This window comes from Pseudomonas sp. TYF_14, from assembly GCF_043105275.1.
GTDB lineage: Bacteria > Pseudomonadota > Gammaproteobacteria > Pseudomonadales > Pseudomonadaceae > Aquipseudomonas > Aquipseudomonas alloputida.
The window spans coordinates 68,026-88,569 of record NZ_JBICLK010000029.1 but is presented as its reverse complement, the minus strand read 5'-3'; the positions used below and the strand labels follow the sequence as shown (position 1 = coordinate 88,569).

Below are 20,544 nucleotides of genomic sequence, written 5' to 3'. Positions count from 1 at the left end.
CTGTCGCGAGTGTGTAGAACAACACCAATAAAAAGAGACAACACGCAATGACGCCTCGGGTATTGATCGTCGATGACGATCCGCTTGTTCGTGACTTGCTGCAGGCCTACCTGTCCCGGGAAGGCTACGACGTACACTGCGCCGACACCGCCGAAAGGGCCGAAGCCCTGCTTGGCAGCCAGGACGTCGACCTCGTGCTGCTGGACATCCGCCTGCCCGGCAAGGACGGCCTCACCCTGACCCGCGAACTGCGGGTGCGCTCGGAGGTTGGCATCATCCTCATCACCGGGCGCAATGACGATATCGACCGCATCGTTGGCCTGGAATGCGGCGCAGATGACTACGTGATCAAACCGCTCAACCCCCGCGAGCTGGTGTCCCGGGCGAAAAACCTGATCCGCCGCGTGCGCCATGCCCGCGAGGCGCACCCCGCCCCAGCCTGCGCGCAATCGCTGAAGCAGTTCGCCGACTGGGCACTGGATACCGACCGCCGGCGCCTGATCGACGCCTGTGGCGGGCAAACCCTGCTGACTCATGGCGAGTTCCAGTTGCTCAGTGTGTTCCTGCGCAACAGCGGCCACACCCTCAGCCGCGACCAGTTGATGGACCAGATTCGCAACCGCGAGTGGGTGCCCAACGACCGCTCCATCGACGTGCTGGTCGGCCGCCTGCGGCGCAAGCTGCATGACGACCCGGCCGAACCGCAGTTGATCATCACCATTCACGGCACCGGCTACCTGTTCACCGCCAGCGTGGCAGCATGATTCCTCGCGCCTGGCAGTTGGCGCTGGCCTTGACGTTGCCCACCCTGCACGCCAGTGCCAGTGAGCCGGTGCGCTACTGCGACTACCCGGTGTACCCGCCCATTTCCTGGAGCGACGGCCATCAGGTGCGCGGCCTGGCCCCCACCGTGGTGCGCGAACTGTTCGCGCGCATGGGCTACGAGGTGCAAACCGTGGTGCTGGGCAACTGGAAGCGCTGCCTGATGGATGCCGCCGCCGGGCGGGTGGACGTGGTCCTGGCCTACAACAGCGACCAACGTGACCAGCGTATGCGTTTTTCCACGGAGCCGGTGATGCGCGAGGAAGTGGCCGTGTTCTACAACCGCAAGCGACCGGTGCAGTTCCAGCAGCTGGAGGACCTGGCGGGTTATCGCGGCGGCCTGCTGTACGGTGAAAGCTATGGCGCCGAGTTCGACCGCTTCGTCGCCCGCCACCAGAACATCGAGCGGGTATCGTCCAGCCAGCAGAATTTCGGCAAGCTGATCCGCGGGCGCATCGACTATGTGATTCAGGAGCGGCGCACCGGGCTGCTGTTCATCGAACACCTGCCCGGGGCGCAGGATATTCGCGCATTGCCCACGGCACTGAGCGTGGACTACCTGCGGGTGGCGGTATCGCGACAGTCACCCTTGAGCCAGCACATGGCTGAAATCGACGCGCAGTTGCAGCGGATGAACCAGGCGGGCGAGATCGCGCGTTGGCTTGAGCAAAGTGAGGTCACTTACCGCGACATGATCAACCTGCCGGCAGATGCACGATGATCCGCCTGCGCACCGATGGCCTGCTGCGCCGCCTGCTGCTGTTCATCCTGCTGTTCAGCTTGTGCTTCACGGTGCTGGCCAGCGGCGTGCAGCTGTACTTCGAGTACCGTCGCGAAATGCGGGATATTGAGGCACGCATGGCGTTGATCCGCGCCGGCTACCTGGCCAGCCTGGAGCGCAGCCTGTGGGACCTCGACGAGGCGCAGCTGGATGTTCAGTTGCGCGGCCTGGTGGACTTTTCCGATGTGACGCGGGTGCGTCTGGTCAGTGATGATTTCACATTGTTACGCGGTGAGGCCGAGCCAAAAGGGCCGCTGCGCATCGAGCGCTTCCCCCTCGACTATCAGCCGCCCTCAGGGCCGGTCAGGCACCTGGGCGAACTGGAGGTCAGCATCGACCTTGGGGCGGTACACCGGCGGCTTTACGCCACGGGCCTTGCCAGCCTGTTGTGGATGGGTGTGTTTCTGTGCGGCCTGGCAGTGGCGCTGTCAGGGCTGTTCTATCGCCTGGTCACCCGCCATCTGCAAGTGATGGCCGAGTTCGCCCGCCGCATTGGCGCCGGCCAGTGGCAGGAGCCGTTGCGCCTTGGCCGCCGCCGATCGTCGCGCCCCGACGAAATCGACACGGTGGCCAATGCCCTGGACGATATGCGTCGCGCCATCCTCAGCGATATCGAGCGCCGTGAGCGTGACCGCCTGGAACTACAGGACAAACGCGACGAATTGCAGGCCATGGTCGAGCGGCGTACGGCCAGCCTGGCTCGGGCCAAGGACGAGGCCGAGGCTGCCAACCTGGCCAAGTCGCGCTTTTTGGCGACCATGAGCCATGAATTGCGTACGCCGCTCAACGGTATTCTGGGCATGGCCGAACTGCTGCGCGGCGGGCGCCTGGAGGTCGCCGACCGCCAACGTGTCGAGGCCTTGTACAAGGCCGGCGAGGGGCTGTTGGCGATTCTCAACGAAGTGCTGTATTTCGCCCGGCTCGAAGAAGGCGAGAGCCGCGCCGAACGGGTGGTGTTTTCCTTGCGTCAGTTGTGCCAGGAAGTGCTGGCGTTGCTCGAACCCATGGCCATGGAGAATGCCGACACCCTGCAACTGCAGGTCGATGAGCAACTGGCCGCGTACCAGTACGGCGCAGAGCAGTACCTGCGACAGGTGCTGAGCAATCTGCTGGCCAACGCCATCAAGTTCACTGAGCACGGCCAGGTACAGCTGACGGTACAGGTGCTTGCCAATAACGAGTGCTCGCAGCGCTTGCGGCTGTCGGTCCGTGACAATGGTATCGGTATCGAGCCCGCCGTTCAGGCGAAGATCTTCGACCGTTTCGTCCAGGCCAGCGAAGCTGTGACCCAGCGCTATGGCGGCACTGGCCTGGGCCTGGCGATCTGCAAGCACCTGGTGGAAAAACTGGGCGGTAGCATCGGCCTTGAGAGCGTTCAAGGGCAGGGCAGCTGCTTTTGGTTCGAGCTCGACATGGCTCGCGGGCAGCCTGTCTCAGCGGGGTCACCAGCTCCTTCGCCCTTGCCCAGCCTGGATATCCTGGTGGTCGAAGACGTTGCCCTGAACCGTGAGGTTGCTGGTGGCCTGCTGATGCGCGACGGTCACCGGGTAAGCTTTGCCGAAGACGCCAGCCAAGCCCTGCAGGCATGCGCGCAGCGGCGCTTCGACCTGGTTCTGCTGGACGTGCACTTGCCGGGCATGAGCGGGGTGGCGTTGTGCCGACAGCTGCGTAGCTCGCGGGGGCCGAACCGCCACAGTCGGATCCTGGCGCTGACGGCCGGCGTGCAACCGGGCCAGGTCGCGGGTTATCTGGACGCTGGTATGCAGGGCGTACTGGCCAAGCCGTTGCGGCTGGACAGCCTGCGCAAGGCGTTGGCTGACGTAGCGCCCGGTGAAGTGGCCAGCGCTGGCGCAGACATGGACTGGTCATTGCTCGACACCCACCGTTCACTGCTGGGGGAGCAGAAGTTGCAAGGCCTGCTGAAGGTCCTGCGCCAGTCACTGCAGCAGCACGCCACGGCGCTGGCCGAGGCGCTGCCAGCCCAGGACTTCACCGAAGTGCTGCACCTGGCCCACCGCCTGGCTGGCAGTTGCGATTCCCTGGGGTTTACCGGGCTGGCGACGGTGTTGCGTGGTCTGGAGGAGGCGGCCCGGCAGCATGACGTACAGGCCATGCAAGCCCTCGGCGAGCCGTTGGCCACCCAGCTAGGTCAGGCCAGTGCCACGCTGGAACAGCTGATTCAGAGCTGACGTACAAAAAGCTTACGACTTTTTACATCTTCGATCCGTTCGTATAACGGCGCCTTACATCCGTTTCCAATAATCCATGGCAACCGTGTTGCACACGGTCCATGAGGCTTATTGGAGACAAGAATAATGACATGCCGTAGCGCTCAGCCCCTCATTCGAACCCTCCCACGCACCGGCCGCAATGGCGAGGTGTGCCATGACTGACAGCGTTGAAAAAATCCAGCTCACCCGCGCCCTGAAAAGCCGGCACATCTTCATGCTGTCGCTGGGTGGGGTTATTGGAACCGGCCTGTTCATGGGCTCGGGCGTAACCATCAATCAGGGCGGGCCGGTGGGCGCGATCCTGGCTTACCTGGTCGCAGGCTTGCTGATGTACCTGGTGATGGTCTGCCTGGGCGAGCTGTCGGTGCAGATGCCGGTGTCCGGTTCGTTTCAGGCCCACGCCACCAAATACATTGGCCCGGCCACCGGGTTCATGATCGGCTGGGTGTACTGGATGAGCTGGGCCACCACCGTAGGCCTGGAGTTCACCGCTGCCGGCATGTTGATGACCCGCTGGTTCCCGGAGGTGCCGATCTGGTACTGGTCGGCGCTGTTCGTGGTGGTGCTGTTCGGGCTCAACGCCCTGGCCACGCGTGCCTTTGGCGAGGCCGAGTACTGGTTCTCGGGCATCAAGGTGGCAACCATCCTCGGCTTCATCGTCATTGGCCTGCTGGTGATTTTCGGTGCCATCCCCCTGAGCAGCGGGGCACCCGCACCGATGCTGAACAACCTGGTGGGCGAGTCGCTGTTCCCCCATGGCCTGTCGGCAGTGTTCGCGGTGATGATGACCGTGGTGTATGCCTTCCAGGGCTGCGAAATCATGGGGGTGGCTGCCGGTGAGACCGAGCACCCGGAAAAGAGCATCCCGCGGGCGGTGCGCAATGTGGTGTTCCGCGTGCTGATCTTCTATGTGCTGGCGATTGCCGTGCTGTCGGCCATTGTGCCGCACGAGCAGGCCGGGCTGATGGAAAGCCCGTTCGTGCAGGTGTTCGACATGGTCGGCATCCCTTACGCCGCCGACTTGATGAACTTCGTCATCCTCACGGCCATCCTCTCGGTGGGCAACTCCGGGTTGTATGCCTCCACGCGTATCCTCTGGGCCATGTCCAAGACTGGCATGGCACCGAAAAGCCTGTCGCCGCTGAGCAAGCGTGGCGTGCCGCTGCGGGCGCTGAGCATCACCCTGTGCTTTGCGCTGATCTCGCTGATGACCAGCTTCGTCGCGGCTGACACGCTGTTCATGGTGCTGATGGCGGTGAGCGGCATGTCCGGCACCGTGACCTGGATCGTCATCGCCCTGGCGCAGTACCGTTTCCGCAAGGCCTGGCTGCGTGACGGCGGGCAACTGCAGGACCTGAAGTACAAGGCGCCGCTGTACCCACTGGTGCCGCTGCTGTGCATCACCCTGTGCAGTTCGCTGTTCGTGTTCCTGGCGCTGGATGAAACCCAACGGCCGTCGCTGTACTGGGGCTTTGGCTTCATTGCCCTGTGCTATGCGGCGTACTTCTTCGTCAACCGCCGTCGGCAGGGGGCCTTCGCACCCAGCACACCAGGGGTTTGACGCCGCAGCTCGTCGTCGGCAGGTGTTGGTCGCTGCATTTTCAGCGCCTGTGAGGTCGAGCGCCGCCTACGCGGTGCGCGATCTCACAGGCCATAAAGCCGTCATGACGAACGCCCTTGTGTAACGCCAGACACCGAGTTGTGCGAAGTTGTAACAGCCCATCCCGCCTTGCTGAACACTCGTTTAGTATCCCCCTCATCAAGTCCTCCAACACCATCACAACAACACCGAGGCCCCCCATGACCACCCCGTCGTCGTCACTGTTGAGCAAGGTCGAAGCCGGCGTTGCCTGGATCACCCTCAACCGCCCCGAGCAGCGCAACGCGCTGGACATTCCCACCCTCAAGCAACTGCACGCCTTGCTCGACAGCCATGCCGACGACCCCGCCCTACGCGTGGTGGTGCTGACCGGTAGCGGCCGCAGCTTCTGCGCTGGCGCCGACCTGGCCGAATGGGCTGCCGCCGAAGCTGCCGGCACCCTGGAAAGCTATGGCTGGACCGAAACTGCCCATGCCCTGATGCTGCGCCTGCACAGCCTCGACAAACCCACCATCGCCGCCATCAACGGCACCGCCGTGGGCGGTGGCATGGACCTCAGCCTGTGCTGCGACCTGCGCATCGCCGCCGCCTCGGCGCGCTTCAAGGCCGGCTACACCAGCATGGGCTACAGCCCCGATGCCGGCGCCAGCTGGCACCTGCCACGGCTGATCGGCAGCGAGCAGGCCAAGCGCCTGCTGTTCCTCGACGAGTTGTGGGGCGCCGATCGCGCCCTGGCCGCCGGGTTGGTCAGCGAAGTCTGCGCCGACGAGCAGTTGCCTGCCGTTGCCGCCGAACTGGCCGGGCGCCTGGCCAACGGCCCGACCTTCGCCTATGCGCAGACCAAGCGGCTGATACGCGACGGCGCCCGGCGCACCCTGGCCGAGCAGCTGGAGGCCGAGCGCCACGCCGGCCTGCTGTGTGGCCGCAGCCAGGATGGCGCCGAGGCCCTGCAAGCCTCGGTGGAACGTCGCACCCCCCGTTTTACCGGCCAGTAATCCGATACCCGACCCTCATCAGGACCTTCGCAGATGAATTTCCAACTGACCCAAGAACAAGAAATGTTGGTGGAAGCGGTACGCAGCTTTGTTGCCAAGGAGCTGCTGCCCCATGAGGAAGCGGTGGACCGCGCCGACGCCGTGTCACCCGAACTGGCCGCGCAGATCCGTGGCAAGGCCATCGCTGCCGGGTTCTATGCCTTCAACATGCCCGAGGAAGTGGGAGGGGGCGGCCTGGACTACCTGTCCCAGGCGCTGATCGAACGTGAGCTGTCCAAGGTGTCCTGGGCGCTGCATGTCTTCGTTGCACGGCCGTCGAAAATCCTCATGGCCTGCAAGGACGAACAGATCAACGACTACCTGCTGCCGTGCGTGCAGGGCGAGAAGGTCGACTGCTTCGCCCTCACCGAACCGGGCGCCGGCTCTGATGCCAACGCCATCAAGACCCGCGCCGTGCGCCAGGGCGATGACTTTGTCATCAACGGCAGCAAGCACTTCATCAGCCACGCCGGCCACGCCGATTTCGCCATTGTCTTCGCTGTCACCGACACCTACGAGCACAACGGGCGCAAGCGCAATGCGGTCACCGCCTTGCTGGTCGACCGGGGTACGCCGGGCATGACCATCCGCCGTGGTCCCAAGTGCGTGAGCAACCGTGGTTATCACACCTACGAGCTGTTCTTCGACGACTGCCGGGTGCCGGCCAGCAAGGTGCTGGGCGAAGTGGGCAAGGGCTGGGAAGTGGCCAACGCCTGGCTTACCGCCGGCCGGGTGATGGTCGCCGCCAACTGCGTGGGCCAGGCCCAGCGCGCCCTCGACCTGTCGCTGCAATGGGCCGCCGACCGCAAGCAGTTCGGCCAGGCCATCGGCAGCTATCAGGGGGTGTCGTTCAAGCTGGCCGATATGGCCACGCAGATCCGCGCGGCCGAGATGCTCACCCTGCACACCGCCTGGAAGATGGACCAGGGCAACATGACCGACGGTGAGGCCGGCATGGCCAAGCTGTTTGCCAGCGAGGTGCTGGGCAAGGTCGCCGACGAAGCGGTGCAGATCTTCGGTGGCATGGGCCTGATGGATGAAGGGCCGGTTGAGCGCATCTGGCGCAACGCGCGTATCGAGCGCATCTGGGAGGGCACTTCGGAAATCCAGCGGCATATCATCGCCCGCGAACTGCTGCGCCCGCTGCTGCGCTGAGCGCCAGGAGAACACTCATGTCGCAATCGATTCGTGACAACCTCAAGCGCCTGCTGGCGCCCCGGCACCTGGCCTTCGTTGGCGGGCGCAGCATGGCGCGGGCGCTCAAGCGCTGCGCCGAAGGCGGCTTTGCCGGTGAGCTGTGGCTGGTCAACCCGCAGCATGAAAGCCTCGAAGGCATCCCCTGCGTGGCCCGGGTGGCCGACTTGCCCTACGCCCCGGACGCGGTGTTCATCGCCACCAACCGTGAGCTGACCCTGCAGTGCGTTGCCGAGCTGGCTGCACGTGGTGCCGGTGGCGCCATCTGCTATGCCTCGGGCTTTGCCGAAAGCGGTGAGGAGGGCTGCCAGTTGCAGCAACGCCTGCTCGACGTCGCCGGCAACATGGCCTTGCTCGGCCCCAACTGCTATGGCTTGCTCGACTACCTGCACGGTGCCGCCCTGTGGCCGGTGGCGCATGGTGGCCAGCAAGTGGAGAAGGGGGTGGCGATCCTCACGCAAAGTGGCAACTTCGCCTACAACCTGTCCATGAGCGACCGCTCCCTGCCAGTGGCCTACATGGCCTCGGTCGGCAACCAGGCGCAACTGGGTGTGGCCGAGCTGATGGATGTGCTGCTCGACGACCCACGGGTAACCGCCATCGGCCTGCACCTGGAAGGCTTGAAGAACGTGCCGGGCTTTGCCCGCGCCGCTTGCAAGGCGCTGCAGCAGGGCACGCCGATCATTGCATTGAAGACGGGCGTTTCGCAGATCGGCGCTGAACTGGCGCTCAGCCACACCAGCTCGTTGTCCGGCTCCGATGCGTTGTACGACAGCCTGTTCCAGCGCCTGGGCGTGATCCGCGTCAGCGGCCCGGTGAGCTTTGTCGAAACGCTCAAGGCCGCAGCCTGCGGACGCTTGCCGGCAGATGGCGAGCTGATTGCGCTGGCCTGCTCAGGCGGCGATGCCGGCCTGATTGCCGACTACGCCGAACGCAACCAGTTGCAACTGCCGAAGCTCGAGCAAGGGCAGGTGGCGGCACTGGCCGAGGTGTTGCCGGGCTATGCCAACCTGGTCAACCCACTGGACTTCACCACTGCCATCTGGGGCGATGAAGCCGCCCTGCAACGCATGCTCGACAACACCCTGAGCGGCGCCGCGGGCGCGGCGATGCTGGTGCTGGACTACCCGGCGGCGTTTACCGGCGAACGCAAGGAATGCGACCTGCTGCTGGGGCTGTACTGCGATGCCGTTGAACGCCACGGCAAGATCGGCTTCGTCACCTCGGCTTTCCCGGAACTGTTGCCTGCCAGTGCGCGTGAGCGCCTGCATGCGCGGGGCATCGCTGCCCTGCAGGGTGTGGAAGACGGCCTGGCGGCCTGGGGGCGCATCGTCGCTTACCAAAAGAACCGCCAGCGGTTGATGGACCAGGGCGAGGCTGTGCGGGTACCGCTGTGCCCGCAGGCCCTCACGGGCGAAAGCCGACTGTTGGACGAATGGCAATCCAAGCAGGCCCTGCGCGCCTTCGGTCTGCCGGTGCCTGCGGGCGTGCTGAGTACGCCCGAACGCGCCGTGGCAGACGCCGCCCGCGTCGGTTACCCCTTGGTACTGAAGGCGGTCAGCGCGCAGCTGCCGCACAAGACCGAAGCTGGTGCTGTGGCGTTGAACCTGCGCGATGCTCGCGCCCTGGAAGCTGCACTGGTGCAGATGCGCCAGTGCATCGCTGACTACGCCCCGCAGGTTGCGTTTGATCAGGTGCTGCTCGAGCCCATGGCCGAGCCGCCCTTGGCCGAGCTCATAGTGGGCATCAAGCGTGAAAACAACTTTGCCCTGGCCTTGGTGATCGGTGCCGGCGGCGTGCTGGTCGAACTGCTCAAGGACAGTGTCAGCCTGTTGCTGCCCACTACCGACAGCGCCATCCGCGCCGCACTGCTGAACCTGCGCAGTGCCAGCCTGCTGCAAGGCTTCCGTGGCCGTCCGGCCGCCAACCTCGATGCCTTGGTCTCGGCCATCCGCGCAGTCGCCGATTACGCCTGCGAAAACGCCGGGCAGTTGATGGAGCTGGATGTGAACCCATTGATGGTCGGTGCCAACGGTACCACCGCAGTCGACGCGCTGATCCGCCTTGGCCAGGCGCAAGGAGAACGACATGAATGACCTTACCCTGACAGCCGGCCAAGCGCTGGTGCGGTTGTTGGCCAACTACGGCGTGGAGACCGTGTTCGGCATCCCCGGCGTGCACACCCTGGAGCTGTACCGTGGCCTGCCGGGCAGCGGCATTCGCCATGTATTGACCCGCCACGAGCAGGGCGCCGGCTTCATGGCCGACGGCTACGCGCGGGTCAGTGGCAAGCCGGGGGTGTGCTTCGTCATCACCGGCCCAGGCGTGACCAACGTCGCCACCCCCATCGGCCAAGCCTATGCCGACTCGGTGCCGATGCTGGTGATTTCCAGCGTCAACCACACCGCCAGCCTGGGCAAGGGCTGGGGCTGCCTGCATGAAACCCAGGACCAGCGCGCCATGACTGCGCCCATCACGGCGTTTTCTGCGGTGGCCCTGCAGGGCGACGACTTGCCCGAGCTGATCGCGCGCGCCTGGGCAGTGTTCGACAGCGAACGACCGCGCCCGGTGCACATTTCGGTGCCCCTGGACGTGCTGGCGGCATCGGTCAGCCGGGACTGGAGCGGTGAGGTGGTACGCCGTCCCGGGCGTGGCCAGCCGTGCCGCGAAACCCTCGAGCAGGCTGCCCTGAAGCTTGCCGCCGCCCAGCGGCCTATGATCATTGCCGGGGGTGGCGCGTTGCACGCGGCTGAGCAGTTGCAGCAACTCAGTACACGGCTGGCAGCGCCTCTGTTCACCAGCGTGGCCGGCAAGGGCTTGCTGCCACCAGACGCGCCACTCAATGCCGGCGCCAGCCTGTGCGTCGAACCCGGCTGGCAGTTGATCAGCCAGGCTGATGTGGTGCTTGCCGTAGGCACCGAAATGGCCGACACCGACTTCTGGCGCGAGCGCCTGCCGATCCGCGGCGAGCTGCTGCGCGTCGACATCGACCCGCGCAAGTTCAACGATTTCTACCCCTGTGCCATTGCCCTGCAGGGTGATGCCCGGCAAACCTTGGACGGTTTGCTCGAACACCTGCCCGCACTTCAGCGTGACCCGGCCCAGGCCAGCGCGGCGGTGGCCACCCTGCGCCAGGCCATCCGCAATGGGCATGCCCCGTTGCAGGCCACGCACCAGGCCATTCTGGACCGTATCGCCGCCGTACTGCCTGACGATGCCTTCATCAGCAGCGACATGACCCAGCTGGCCTATACCGGCAACTACGCCTTCGCCAGCCGGGCGCCACGTAGCTGGCTGCACCCCACCGGTTACGGCACCCTCGGCTACGGCCTGCCGGCCGGCATTGGTGGCATGTTCGCCAGCGACCATCGCCCCGGCCTGGTACTGGTGGGTGATGGCGGCTTCCTGTACACCGCGCAGGAACTGGCCACTGCCGTCGAGGAGCTGCACCGGCCGCTGGTGGTGTTGCTTTGGAACAATGACGCCCTCGGCCAGATCCGCGACGATATGCTCGGCCTGGATATCGAGCCGGTCGGCGTGCTGCCGCGCAACCCGGATTTCATCGGCCTGGCCCGCGCCTTCGGTTGCACCGTGCACCAGCCACGCGACCTGGACGCGCTGCAGGCTGACCTGGCCAGCGGTTTCGCCATACCCGGCGTGACGTTCATCGAACTCAAACACACCTGCGTCTGTTAAGGCGCGCACTACGACAAGAACACGAGTAATCACCATGCCCTTTCGCCGTACCCTTCTGGCTGCATCCCTGGCACTTCTGATCACCGGACAGGCCCCCCTGTATGCGGCACCACCGTTGTCGATGGACAACGGCACCAACACCCTGACCGTGCAAAACAGCAATGCCTGGGTCGAAGTCAGCGCCAGCGCCCTGCAGCACAACATCCGCACGCTGCAGGCCGAGCTGGCCGGCAAGTCCAAGCTGTGCGCCGTGCTCAAGGCCGATGCCTATGGCCACGGTATCGGCCTGGTAATGCCATCGATCATCGCCCAAGGCGTGCCCTGCGTGGCGGTGGCCAGCAACGAGGAGGCCCGCGTGGTCCGCGCCAGTGGCTTCACCGGGCAACTGGTGCGGGTACGCCTGGCCAGCCTCAGCGAGCTGGAAGATGGCTTGCAGTACGACATGGAAGAGCTGGTGGGCAGCGCGGAATTTGCCCGCCAGGCCGATGCCATCGCCGCGCGCCATGGCAAGACCTTGCGCATTCACATGGCGCTCAACTCCAGCGGCATGAGCCGCAACGGGGTGGAGATGGCCACCTGGTCCGGCCGTGGCGAAGCGCTGCAGATCACCGACCAGAAGCACCTCAAGCTGGTCGCGCTGATGACCCACTTCGCCGTGGAAGACAAGGACGATGTACGCAAGGGCCTGGCGGCATTCAACGAGCAGACCGACTGGTTGATCAAGCACGCCAGGCTGGACCGCAGCAAGCTCACCCTGCACGCCGCCAACTCGTTCGCTACGCTGGAAGTGCCGGAAGCGCGCCTGGACATGGTACGAACGGGTGGCGCGCTGTTCGGCGACACCGTGCCGGCGCGCACCGAGTACAAACGTGCGATGCAGTTCAAATCGCACGTGGCGGCGGTGCACAGCTATCCGGCCGGCAACACCGTGGGCTATGACCGCACCTTCACCCTGGCCCGTGATTCGCGGCTGGCCAACATTACGGTCGGGTACTCCGATGGCTACCGCCGGGTATTCACCAACAAGGGCCATGTGCTGATCAACGGCCACCGTGTGCCGGTCGTGGGCAAGGTGTCGATGAACACGCTGATGGTCGATGTCACCGACTTCCCTGATGTGAAGGGGGGTAACGAAGTGGTGCTGTTCGGCAAGCAGGCCGGGGGCGAAATCACCCAGGCCGAGATGGAAGAAATCAACGGCGCGTTGCTCGCCGATTTGTACACCGTATGGGGCAATTCCAACCCGAAGATACTCGTCGACTGAAATTGCCATTGAAAGGAGATTGCCATGCGCTACGCCAAGCTCACCCAACGCATCGCCGGCGACGGCGCTGCGGCCTGGGACATCCACTACCGCGCCCTGGCGCTGCAGGCTGAGGGCAAGGACATCCTGCTGCTGTCGGTGGGTGACCCGGACTTCGACACTCCCGCGCCTATCGTCGAGGCGGCCATCGATAGCCTGCGCGCTGGCCATACCCATTACGCCGATGTACGCGGCAAGCTGGCGCTGCGCCAGGCCATCGCCAACCGTCACCGGCAGCGCAGCGGCCAGGCGGTGAGCGCCGACCAGGTGACGGTGCTGGCGGGGGCCCAGTGCGCGTTGTACTGCGTGGCCCAGTGCATACTCGACCCAGGCGATGAGGTGATCGTTGCCGAACCGATGTATGTCACCTACGAGGCCGTGTTCGGCGCCTGTGGCGCCAAGGTGGTGCCGGTACCGGTCAAGCCCGAGAATGGCTTTCGCGTGTGCCCGCGTGACGTCGCCGAGCGCATTACCCCGCGCACCCGCGCGCTGGCCCTGAACAGCCCGCACAACCCTTCAGGGGCGAGCCTGCCGCGCGCCACCTGGGAGGCGCTGGCCGAACTGTGCGTTGCCCATGATCTGTGGCTGATCTCTGACGAGGTCTACAGCGAGCTGCTGTATGAAGGCGAGCATGTCAGCCCCGGCAGCCTGCCGGGCATGGCCGAGCGCACTGCAACGTTGAACAGCCTGTCCAAATCGCATGCCATGACCGGCTGGCGCATGGGGTGGGTGGTCGGCTCGACAGCACTGGCCACGCATCTGGAAAACCTCGCCCTGTGCATGCTCTACGGCTTGCCGGACTTCGTCCAGGATGCCGCCGTGGTGGCGCTGGAGCACCCGTTGCCCGAACTGGACGCCATGCGCGAAGCCTACCGCCAGCGGCGCGATCTGGTGTGCGAACAGCTGGCCGGCTGCCCGGGCCTGAAGGCGTTGAAGCCCGATGGTGGCATGTTCGTGATGCTCGACATCCGTGAAACCGGCGTTAGCGCCCAGGCCTTCGCCGACTACCTGTTGGACAGCCAGGGCGTGTCGGTGCTTGCCGGCGAGGCATTCGGCCCTAGCGCTGCCGGGCATATCCGCCTGGGCCTGGTGCTGGGTAACGAGGCGCTGGTCGATGCCTGCCAGCGCATTGCCCGCTGCGCCGGCGAACTGATGCGCGGGCAGACGGATGCGTGAGCACACCGTCCAGCGTATGCGCCGCCCGGGCCAGGAGGAAGGCGCGCGCTGCTGAACCACTGCGGCAAGATAACCTGTTTTGTGTGAGGAGAATGCTTGTGAATGTACTGATCGTCCACGCTCACCCCGAACCGCAATCGTTCACGGCAGCCCTGCGTGACCAGGCTGTGGAAACCTTCCGTGCCCAAGGTCATCAGGTGCAGGTCAGTGACTTGTACGCCATGGGCTGGAACCCGGTGGCCAGTGCCGATGACTTTACCCAGCGCGAGAACCCCGAGTACCTCGTGTATGCGCTGGAGCAGCGTCAGGGCGTCAAGCGCGGTGCCATTGCCGCAGATATCCAGCAGGAGCTGGACAAGCTGTTGTGGGCCGATCTGCTGGTGCTGAACTTCCCGATCTTCTGGTTCTCGGCCCCGGCCATGCTCAAGGGCTGGATCGACCGGGTGCTGGTGTCGGGGGTGTGCTATGGCGGCAAGCGCTTCTACGACCAGGGCGGGTTGGCCGGCAAGAGGGCGCTGGTGACCGTGACCCTGGGCGGGCGCGAGCACATGTTTGGCGACGGCGCGATTCACGGGCCGCTGGAAGACATGCTGCGGCCGATTCTGCGGGGCACGCTGGCCTATGTCGGGTTCGAGGTGCTGCCGCCGTTCGTGGCGTGGCATGTGCCGTACATCAGTGCTGATGCGCGGCAGGACTTTCTGCAGCAATACCGGCAGCGTCTGGAGCAGCTCTCGGACGACCAGCCACTGGTGTTCCCGCGCCTGGCGCAGTTCGATGAAGCGTTGTACCCGCTGACGTGACCTTTCTCCTGTATTGACCACTGGGGCCGCAACGCGGCCCCAACATTTTGTCGGCATACGATGTTCTGCAAACCTTCCAGCGCCACCTGCCAAAAAACGACCACCCACACATTCGGGGTATGTCACCCCTGGGCGAATCCACCGATAGTGAACCCATCGGCTCGATCCGGAGCACTCACACGATGGAGTTGCCATGCGCAAGGTACTGAAGGTGATTGGCGGTCTGCTGCTGGCGTCTGGCGCCAGCCTGGCCCAGGCGGCAGAGGTGGGCAGCGGTAACACGTTACGGTTGTACAACTGGACCGACTACATCGGTGAAACCACCCTGGCCGACTTCGAGAAGGCCACCGGCATCAAGGTCATCTACGACACCTTCGATGGCTACGAAACCGTGCAGACCAAGCTGCTCACCGGCCGTTCCGGCTACGACCTGGTCATGCTCAACGCCTCGCTGGTCCCCCCGCTGATCAGCGCCGGTGTGTTCCAGGCACTGGACAAGCAGCAACTGCCCAGTTGGCACAACCTCGACCAGCAGGTGGTGAACGACCTGCAGGGCTACGACCCTGGCCTGAAGTATTCGGCGCCCTACACCTGGGGCAGCTCTGGGGTCACCTACAACGTCGACAAGATCACCGCACGCATGCCCGACGCGCCGATCGGTTCGCTGGCCATGCTGTTCGACCCCAAGATCGTCTCGCGCTTCGCCGACTGCGGTGTCACCCTGATGGACGCGCCCACTGAGGTCATCCCACTGGCCTTGCAGTACCTGGGCAAGGACCCGCGCAGCGCGTCGCCGGCCGACCTCAAGGCGGCCGAACAATTGTTGCTGGGCATCCGCCCTTACATACGCAAGTTCGATTCGGTGAATTACCTCACCAGCCTGCCCAACGGCGATGTCTGCCTGGCGCTGACCTGGTCCGGTGACTATGCCACCGCCCAGGCCCGCGCAGTGGAAGCGAAGAAGGACATCAAACTGTCGTTCTTCATCCCCAGGGAAGGTTCGCTGATCTGGTTCGACAACCTGTACATCCCCAAGGATGCGCCGCACGCGGCCAACGCCCACCGTTTCATCGAGTTTCTGCTGCAGCCGCAGACCATGGCCAAGGTCACTGACTACATCCACTACGCCGACAGCAACGCCGCCGCCACCGCGCTGGTGCGTGACGACATCCGCCAGGACCCGGCCATCTACCCCGACGCAAAAACCCGTGAGCGCCTGTTCGCGCAGAAAACCCAGAGCCCCAAGGACATGCGCGCCATCACCCGTGTCTGGAGCACGGTCAAGACCGGTTTCTGAACACTGCCCAAAAATTCTCGCCAAGGAGCTGCCCATGGCCACCCCAAGCAAAGCATTCGCTATCGCCCACGACCCGCTGGTGGAGGCCGACAAGGCCCACTACATGCACGGCTACCATGTGTTCGACGAGCACCGCGAGCAAGGTGCGTTGAACATCGTCGCCGGTGAGGGCGCCTACATTCGTGACACCCACGGCAACCGCTTCCTCGATGCCGTCGGCGGCATGTGGTGCACCAACATTGGTCTGGGCCGTGAGGAAATGGCCGTGGCCATCGCCGACCAGGTACGCCAGCTGGCCTATTCCAACCCGTTCTCCGACATGGCCAACGACGTCGCCATCGAACTGTGCCAGAAGCTCGCGCAGCTGGCGCCGGGTGACCTGAACCATGTGTTCCTCACCACGGGCGGCTCGACCGCGGTCGATACGGCTTACCGGCTGATCCAGTACTACCAGAACTGCCGAGGCAAGCCGCACAAGAAGCACATCATCGCCCGTTACAACGCTTACCATGGCTCCACCACCCTGACCATGTCGATTGGCAACAAGGCCGCCGACCGGGTGCCGGAGTTCGATTACCACCACGACCTGATCCACCACGTCTCCAACCCCAACCCGTACCGCGCGCCAGACGACATGGACGAGGCGGAGTTCCTCGACTTCCTGGTGGCCGAGTTCGAGGACAAGATCCTCTCGCTGGGTGCCGACAACGTGGCGGCATTCTTCGCCGAGCCGATCATGGGCTCGGGCGGGGTGATCATTCCGCCCGAGGGCTACTTCCAGCGCATGTGGCAGCTGTGCCAGACCTACGACATCCTGTTCGTCGCCGACGAAGTGGTGACCTCGTTCGGGCGCCTGGGCACCTTCTTCGCCAGCGAGGAACTGTTTGGCGTCATCCCTGACATCATCACCACCGCCAAAGGCCTGACCTCGGCGTACCTGCCGCTGGGCGCGTGTATTTTTTCCGAGCGCATCTGGCAAGTGATTGCCGAGCCAGGCAAGGGTCGTTGCTTTAGCCACGGGTTTACCTACAGCGGCCACCCGGTGTGCTGCACGGCGGCGCTGAAGAACATCGAGATCATCGAGCGAGAGCAACTGCTCGATCATGTCAAGGACGTGGGGGGTTACCTTGAGCAACGCTTGCAGAGCCTGCGCGATCTGCCGCTGGTGGGGGATGTGCGCTGCATGAAGCTGATGGCCTGTGTCGAGTTCGTCGCCAACAAGGCCAGCAAGGCGCTGTTCGCCGATGAGGTGAACATCGGTGAGCGCATCCACAGCAAGGCGCAGGAAAAAGGGTTGCTGGTGCGCCCGATCATGCACCTGAACGTGATGTCGCCACCGTTGATCATCACCCATGCGCAGGTGGACGAGATCGTCGAGACCCTGCGCCAGTGCATCCTCGAAACCGCGCGTGAACTCACGGCGCTTGGCCTGTACCAAGGCCGATGAACCTGGCGCAAAGGGCTGTGCGCGGGCGTGCCTGGCAGGCTAGACTGCCGGGCATGACCCAGGCCTCCCCCGATACCCCGCTTACCCTCACAATGGGCGCGCTGCAGCAGTGGCACGTGGCGTTGCAGCGCGCCCTGGCCCATGGTGAAACCCCCGAGGCGCTGGAGTATGTGGCCGCTGCCATCGGCCAGTTGGTGCAGGTGGAGTCGATGATGATCAGCCTTGAGTGCCAGGGGCGGGCGCCGCAGTTGCTGTACCAGCAAGGCATCCCCGAACGGCATCGGGCCGCGGTGCTGGAGCGCTATTTCAGCGCCGGCTACCTGCTGGACCCTTTCTGCCTTGCCGTGCAAAGCGGCCTGGCCGAAGGCTTCTACCACCTGCAGGAAATCGCCCCCGACAACTTCTTCGACAGCGACTACTACAAGGCCTATTACCTGGGTACAGGTTGCAGTGAAGACAGCTACTACATCGTCGACATCAGCGCAGGCCGCAAGCTGTCGCTGAGCCTGTTCCAGGGCTGCAGCGGCACGCGCCTGAACGCCGGGCAGGTCGACCTGTTGCGTGCGCTGGAGCCGATGGTGCGCGAACTGCTGGGGCGTTATGCCCGGCACAACCTGGAACCGGGCGCTGCATCAACCGAGCGCGGCAGCCTGCAGGCAGCGTTCGACAGCTTCGGCTGCCAGGTGCTGACCGACCGCGAACGGGAAGTGGCGCACATGATCCTGCGCGGGCACTCGGTGAAATCTACCGCGCTGGAGTTGGGTATTTCGCCGGAGACCGTGCGCATGCACCGCAAGAACCTGTACATGAAGCTTGAGATCAACTCGCAATCGGAGTTGTTTGCACGGTTTATCGACTGGTTACGCGGTGATCATTTGCCGATGATTTTAGATTGACTGTCTTGAGCCCTGGCGATTCGCGTGTCGCAGCATGAAACAGCTCAATGGGAACATCCCTATACCGATGGGTATACGGGGCCGGCATAGCCAATAGGGCAGGGCTATACAGCCCCTGTGGGCATGGTGTGTTCATATGGCCTGTTGCTCGATCAACGCCAGGCACCGCTGCACGATCGGGCTCACATCACCCTTGCGCCGGCTGAGGATGATCGGGCTGACGGCGCCGCTATCAAGCAGGCCGACATACTCGATGTCGGGACGGTGCTGCTGCTGTACCGATGCCGGTACCAGGGTCACACCGACGCCAACCGCTACCAGGCCGATGGCGGTCTGCAGTTCGTTGGCCCACTGGCTGACACGAATGCTCATGCCGTGGTGGGCGAACAGCGCCAGCACGTGGTCGGCATAGCTGGGCCGGGGATTGGCCGGGTAGAGGATGAACGCTTCGCCAGCCAACTGGGCCAGACTGAGCGGGCTGCCCGCCAGGGGGTGGCCCTTGGGCAGCACGGCCACCAGCGGGTCCTCGCACAGCACCTGCTGGTGAATCACCGGGTCGTCGATGCGAATGCGCCCGAAGCCAATGTCGATACGCCCGCTTTTCAGCGCCTCCACCTGTTGCAAGGTGGTCATTTCGTTCAGGCCCAGTTCCAGCTCGCTGTCCTGGCGCAGCTCGCGGATCAGCTCCGGCAGCACGGTGTACAGGGTAGAGGGCGCAAAGCCGATGCCCAGCCACTGGCGCTGGCCCTGGCCGATGCGGCGGGTGTTGTCGCTGATGTTCTGCAACTGCTGCAGCACGGTGCAGGTCTGTTCGTAGAAGAAGCGGCCGGCCTCGGTCAGCCGCAGCGGACGTTCGCGCACCACCAGCAGGGTCCCGAGCTGGTCCTCCAGCTGGCTGATCTGCCGGCTCAGGGGTGGCTGGGCGATGTGCAGCAGCTCGGCGGCGCGGGTGAAGTTCAGGGTCTCGGCCAAGACTTTGAAGTAACGCAGGTGGCGCAGCTCCATCAGACCTCCAGGGTATGGTGGGAGATTCATTTGATATTGGACGGTCGTCAGGGTCTCGCGCAATCCTTCAGCAATCAAGTAAACGCATCACTCGGGCCTGCAACTGAAAGCCCGACCTGACGGGACCTGGCAACAATGACAAGCGTGCTGATTGAACACATAGATGCAATTATCGTCGATCTCCCGACCATTCGCCCGCACAAGCTGGCGATGCACACCATGCAGCAGCAGACCCTGGTGGTATTGCGACTGCGCTGCAGCGATGGCGTGGAAGGCATCGGTGAAGCCACCACCATCGGTGGCCTGGCGTATGGCTACGAAAGCCCCGAAGGGATCAAGGCCAACATCGACGCGTACCTCGCCCCGGCGTTGATTGGCCTGCCGGCAGACAACATCAATGCCGCCATGCTCAAGCTGGACAAGCTGGCCAAGGGCAACACCTTCGCCAAGTCCGGCATCGAAAGCGCCTTGCTCGACGCCCAGGGCAAACGCCTGGGCCTGCCGGTCAGCGAACTGCTGGGTGGCCGCGTGCGTGACAGCCTGGAAGTGGCCTGGACCCTGGCCAGCGGCGACACCGCCCGCGACATCGCCGAAGCACAGCACATGCTGGACATTCGCCGGCACCGCGTGTTCAAGCTGAAAATCGGCGCCAACCCGGTGGCGCAGGACCTCAAGCACGTGGTCGCGATCAAGCGCGAGCTGGGTGACAGCGCCAGCGTGCGGGTCGACGTCAACCAGTACTGGGACGAGTCCCAGGCCATCCGCGCCTGCCAGGTATTGGGCGACAACGGCATCGACCTGATCGAGCAGCCGATTTCGCGCATCAACCGCGCTGGCCAGGTGCGCCTGAACCAGCGCAGTCCGGCTCCGATCATGGCCGATGAGTCGATCGAAAGCGTCGAGGACGCCTTCAGCCTGGCCGCCGACGGCGCCGCCAGCATCTTCGCGCTGAAAATCGCCAAGAATGGTGGCCCGCGCGCGGTTCTGCGCACTGCACAGATCGCCGAGGCCGCTGGCATCGCCTTGTACGGCGGCACCATGCTCGAAGGTTCGATCGGCACCCTGGCTTCGGCTCATGCATTCCTCACCCTGCGCCAGCTCACCTGGGGTACAGAGCTGTTCGGGCCGCTGCTGCTGACCGAGGAGATCGTCAACGAGCCGCCGCAATACCGCGACTTCCAGCTGCACATCCCCCACACCCCAGGCCTGGGCCTGACGTTGGACGAACAGCGCCTGGCGCGCTTCGCCCGTCGCTGATCAGC

At 64.5% G+C, this 20,544-nt stretch carries 16 protein-coding genes; 15 read left to right on the top strand and 1 reads right to left on the bottom strand.

Translation table 11 applies throughout. From position 1 onward, the window contains the following. Positions 1-47: 47 nt before the first annotated feature. The 14 genes from ACF8O8_RS08130 (at position 48) to ACF8O8_RS08065 (ending at position 18,277) form a co-directional block, all read left to right on the top strand. A complete protein-coding gene (locus ACF8O8_RS08130) occupies positions 48-764 on the top strand; it encodes a response regulator (RefSeq protein ID WP_010954565.1) in 717 nt (238 codons plus the stop codon). Further along, entirely contained in the window at positions 761-1,543 is a 783-nt protein-coding gene (locus tag ACF8O8_RS08125; protein WP_010954564.1) for an ABC transporter substrate-binding protein, read from the top strand. The genes ACF8O8_RS08130 and ACF8O8_RS08125 overlap by 4 nt, the downstream gene beginning before the upstream one ends. Further along, entirely contained in the window at positions 1,540-3,792 is a 2,253-nt protein-coding gene (locus ACF8O8_RS08120) for an ATP-binding protein (protein ID WP_392509492.1), read from the top strand. The genes ACF8O8_RS08125 and ACF8O8_RS08120 overlap by 4 nt, the downstream gene beginning before the upstream one ends. Before the next feature lie 196 nt (positions 3,793-3,988). Next, on the top strand, positions 3,989-5,395 hold the full coding sequence (locus ACF8O8_RS08115; protein ID WP_010954562.1) for an amino acid permease: 1,407 nt from the start codon (positions 3,989-3,991) through the stop codon (positions 5,393-5,395). A 239-nt stretch (positions 5,396-5,634) separates the two neighbouring features. Next, the gene (locus ACF8O8_RS08110; RefSeq protein WP_392509491.1) at positions 5,635-6,429 is read left to right on the top strand and encodes an enoyl-CoA hydratase/isomerase family protein; all 795 of its coding nucleotides are present in this window, start codon (positions 5,635-5,637) and stop codon (positions 6,427-6,429) included. 33 nt (positions 6,430-6,462) lie between these two features. After that, positions 6,463-7,623, top strand: coding sequence for an acyl-CoA dehydrogenase family protein (locus tag ACF8O8_RS08105; RefSeq protein ID WP_010954560.1), 1,161 nt, complete (start codon positions 6,463-6,465; stop codon positions 7,621-7,623). A 17-nt stretch (positions 7,624-7,640) separates the two neighbouring features. After that, on the top strand, positions 7,641-9,758 hold the full coding sequence (locus tag ACF8O8_RS08100) for an acetate--CoA ligase family protein (protein ID WP_010954559.1): 2,118 nt from the start codon (positions 7,641-7,643) through the stop codon (positions 9,756-9,758). Beyond that, positions 9,751-11,358, top strand: a complete 1,608-nt coding sequence (locus tag ACF8O8_RS08095) for a 5-guanidino-2-oxopentanoate decarboxylase (protein WP_392509490.1) — start codon at positions 9,751-9,753, stop codon at positions 11,356-11,358. Before ACF8O8_RS08100 ends, ACF8O8_RS08095 begins: the two co-directional genes overlap by 8 nt. A gap of 34 nt (positions 11,359-11,392) precedes the next feature. Beyond that, the gene (gene alr, locus ACF8O8_RS08090; RefSeq protein WP_010954558.1) at positions 11,393-12,622 is read left to right on the top strand and encodes an alanine racemase; all 1,230 of its coding nucleotides are present in this window, start codon (positions 11,393-11,395) and stop codon (positions 12,620-12,622) included. Positions 12,623-12,646: 24 nt separating this feature from the next. Beyond that, positions 12,647-13,837: a pyridoxal phosphate-dependent aminotransferase gene (locus ACF8O8_RS08085; protein ID WP_350298028.1), complete on the top strand. Its 1,191-nt coding sequence runs from the start codon at positions 12,647-12,649 to the stop codon at positions 13,835-13,837. A gap of 98 nt (positions 13,838-13,935) precedes the next feature. Then, a complete protein-coding gene (locus ACF8O8_RS08080; protein ID WP_014590556.1) occupies positions 13,936-14,637 on the top strand; it encodes an NAD(P)H-dependent oxidoreductase in 702 nt (233 codons plus the stop codon). A gap of 193 nt (positions 14,638-14,830) precedes the next feature. After that, a complete protein-coding gene (locus tag ACF8O8_RS08075) occupies positions 14,831-15,934 on the top strand; it encodes a polyamine ABC transporter substrate-binding protein (RefSeq protein WP_392509489.1) in 1,104 nt (367 codons plus the stop codon). 34 nt (positions 15,935-15,968) lie between these two features. Beyond that, on the top strand, positions 15,969-17,381 hold the full coding sequence (locus ACF8O8_RS08070) for an aminotransferase (RefSeq protein ID WP_392509488.1): 1,413 nt from the start codon (positions 15,969-15,971) through the stop codon (positions 17,379-17,381). A 53-nt stretch (positions 17,382-17,434) separates the two neighbouring features. After that, a complete protein-coding gene (locus ACF8O8_RS08065) occupies positions 17,435-18,277 on the top strand; it encodes a helix-turn-helix transcriptional regulator (RefSeq protein ID WP_049586547.1) in 843 nt (280 codons plus the stop codon). Between the two features lie 132 nt (positions 18,278-18,409). Here the strand turns inward: ACF8O8_RS08065 and catR are convergent, their stop codons facing one another. Beyond that, positions 18,410-19,282: an HTH-type transcriptional regulator CatR gene (gene catR / locus ACF8O8_RS08060; RefSeq protein ID WP_010954552.1), complete on the bottom strand. Its 873-nt coding sequence runs from the start codon at positions 19,280-19,282 to the stop codon at positions 18,410-18,412. Positions 19,283-19,417: 135 nt separating this feature from the next. On the opposite strand from catR, the gene ACF8O8_RS08055 reads away from it, so the two are divergent. Beyond that, a complete protein-coding gene (locus ACF8O8_RS08055; RefSeq protein ID WP_010954551.1) occupies positions 19,418-20,539 on the top strand; it encodes a muconate cycloisomerase family protein in 1,122 nt (373 codons plus the stop codon). The last annotated feature ends 5 nt before the right edge of the window (positions 20,540-20,544 follow it).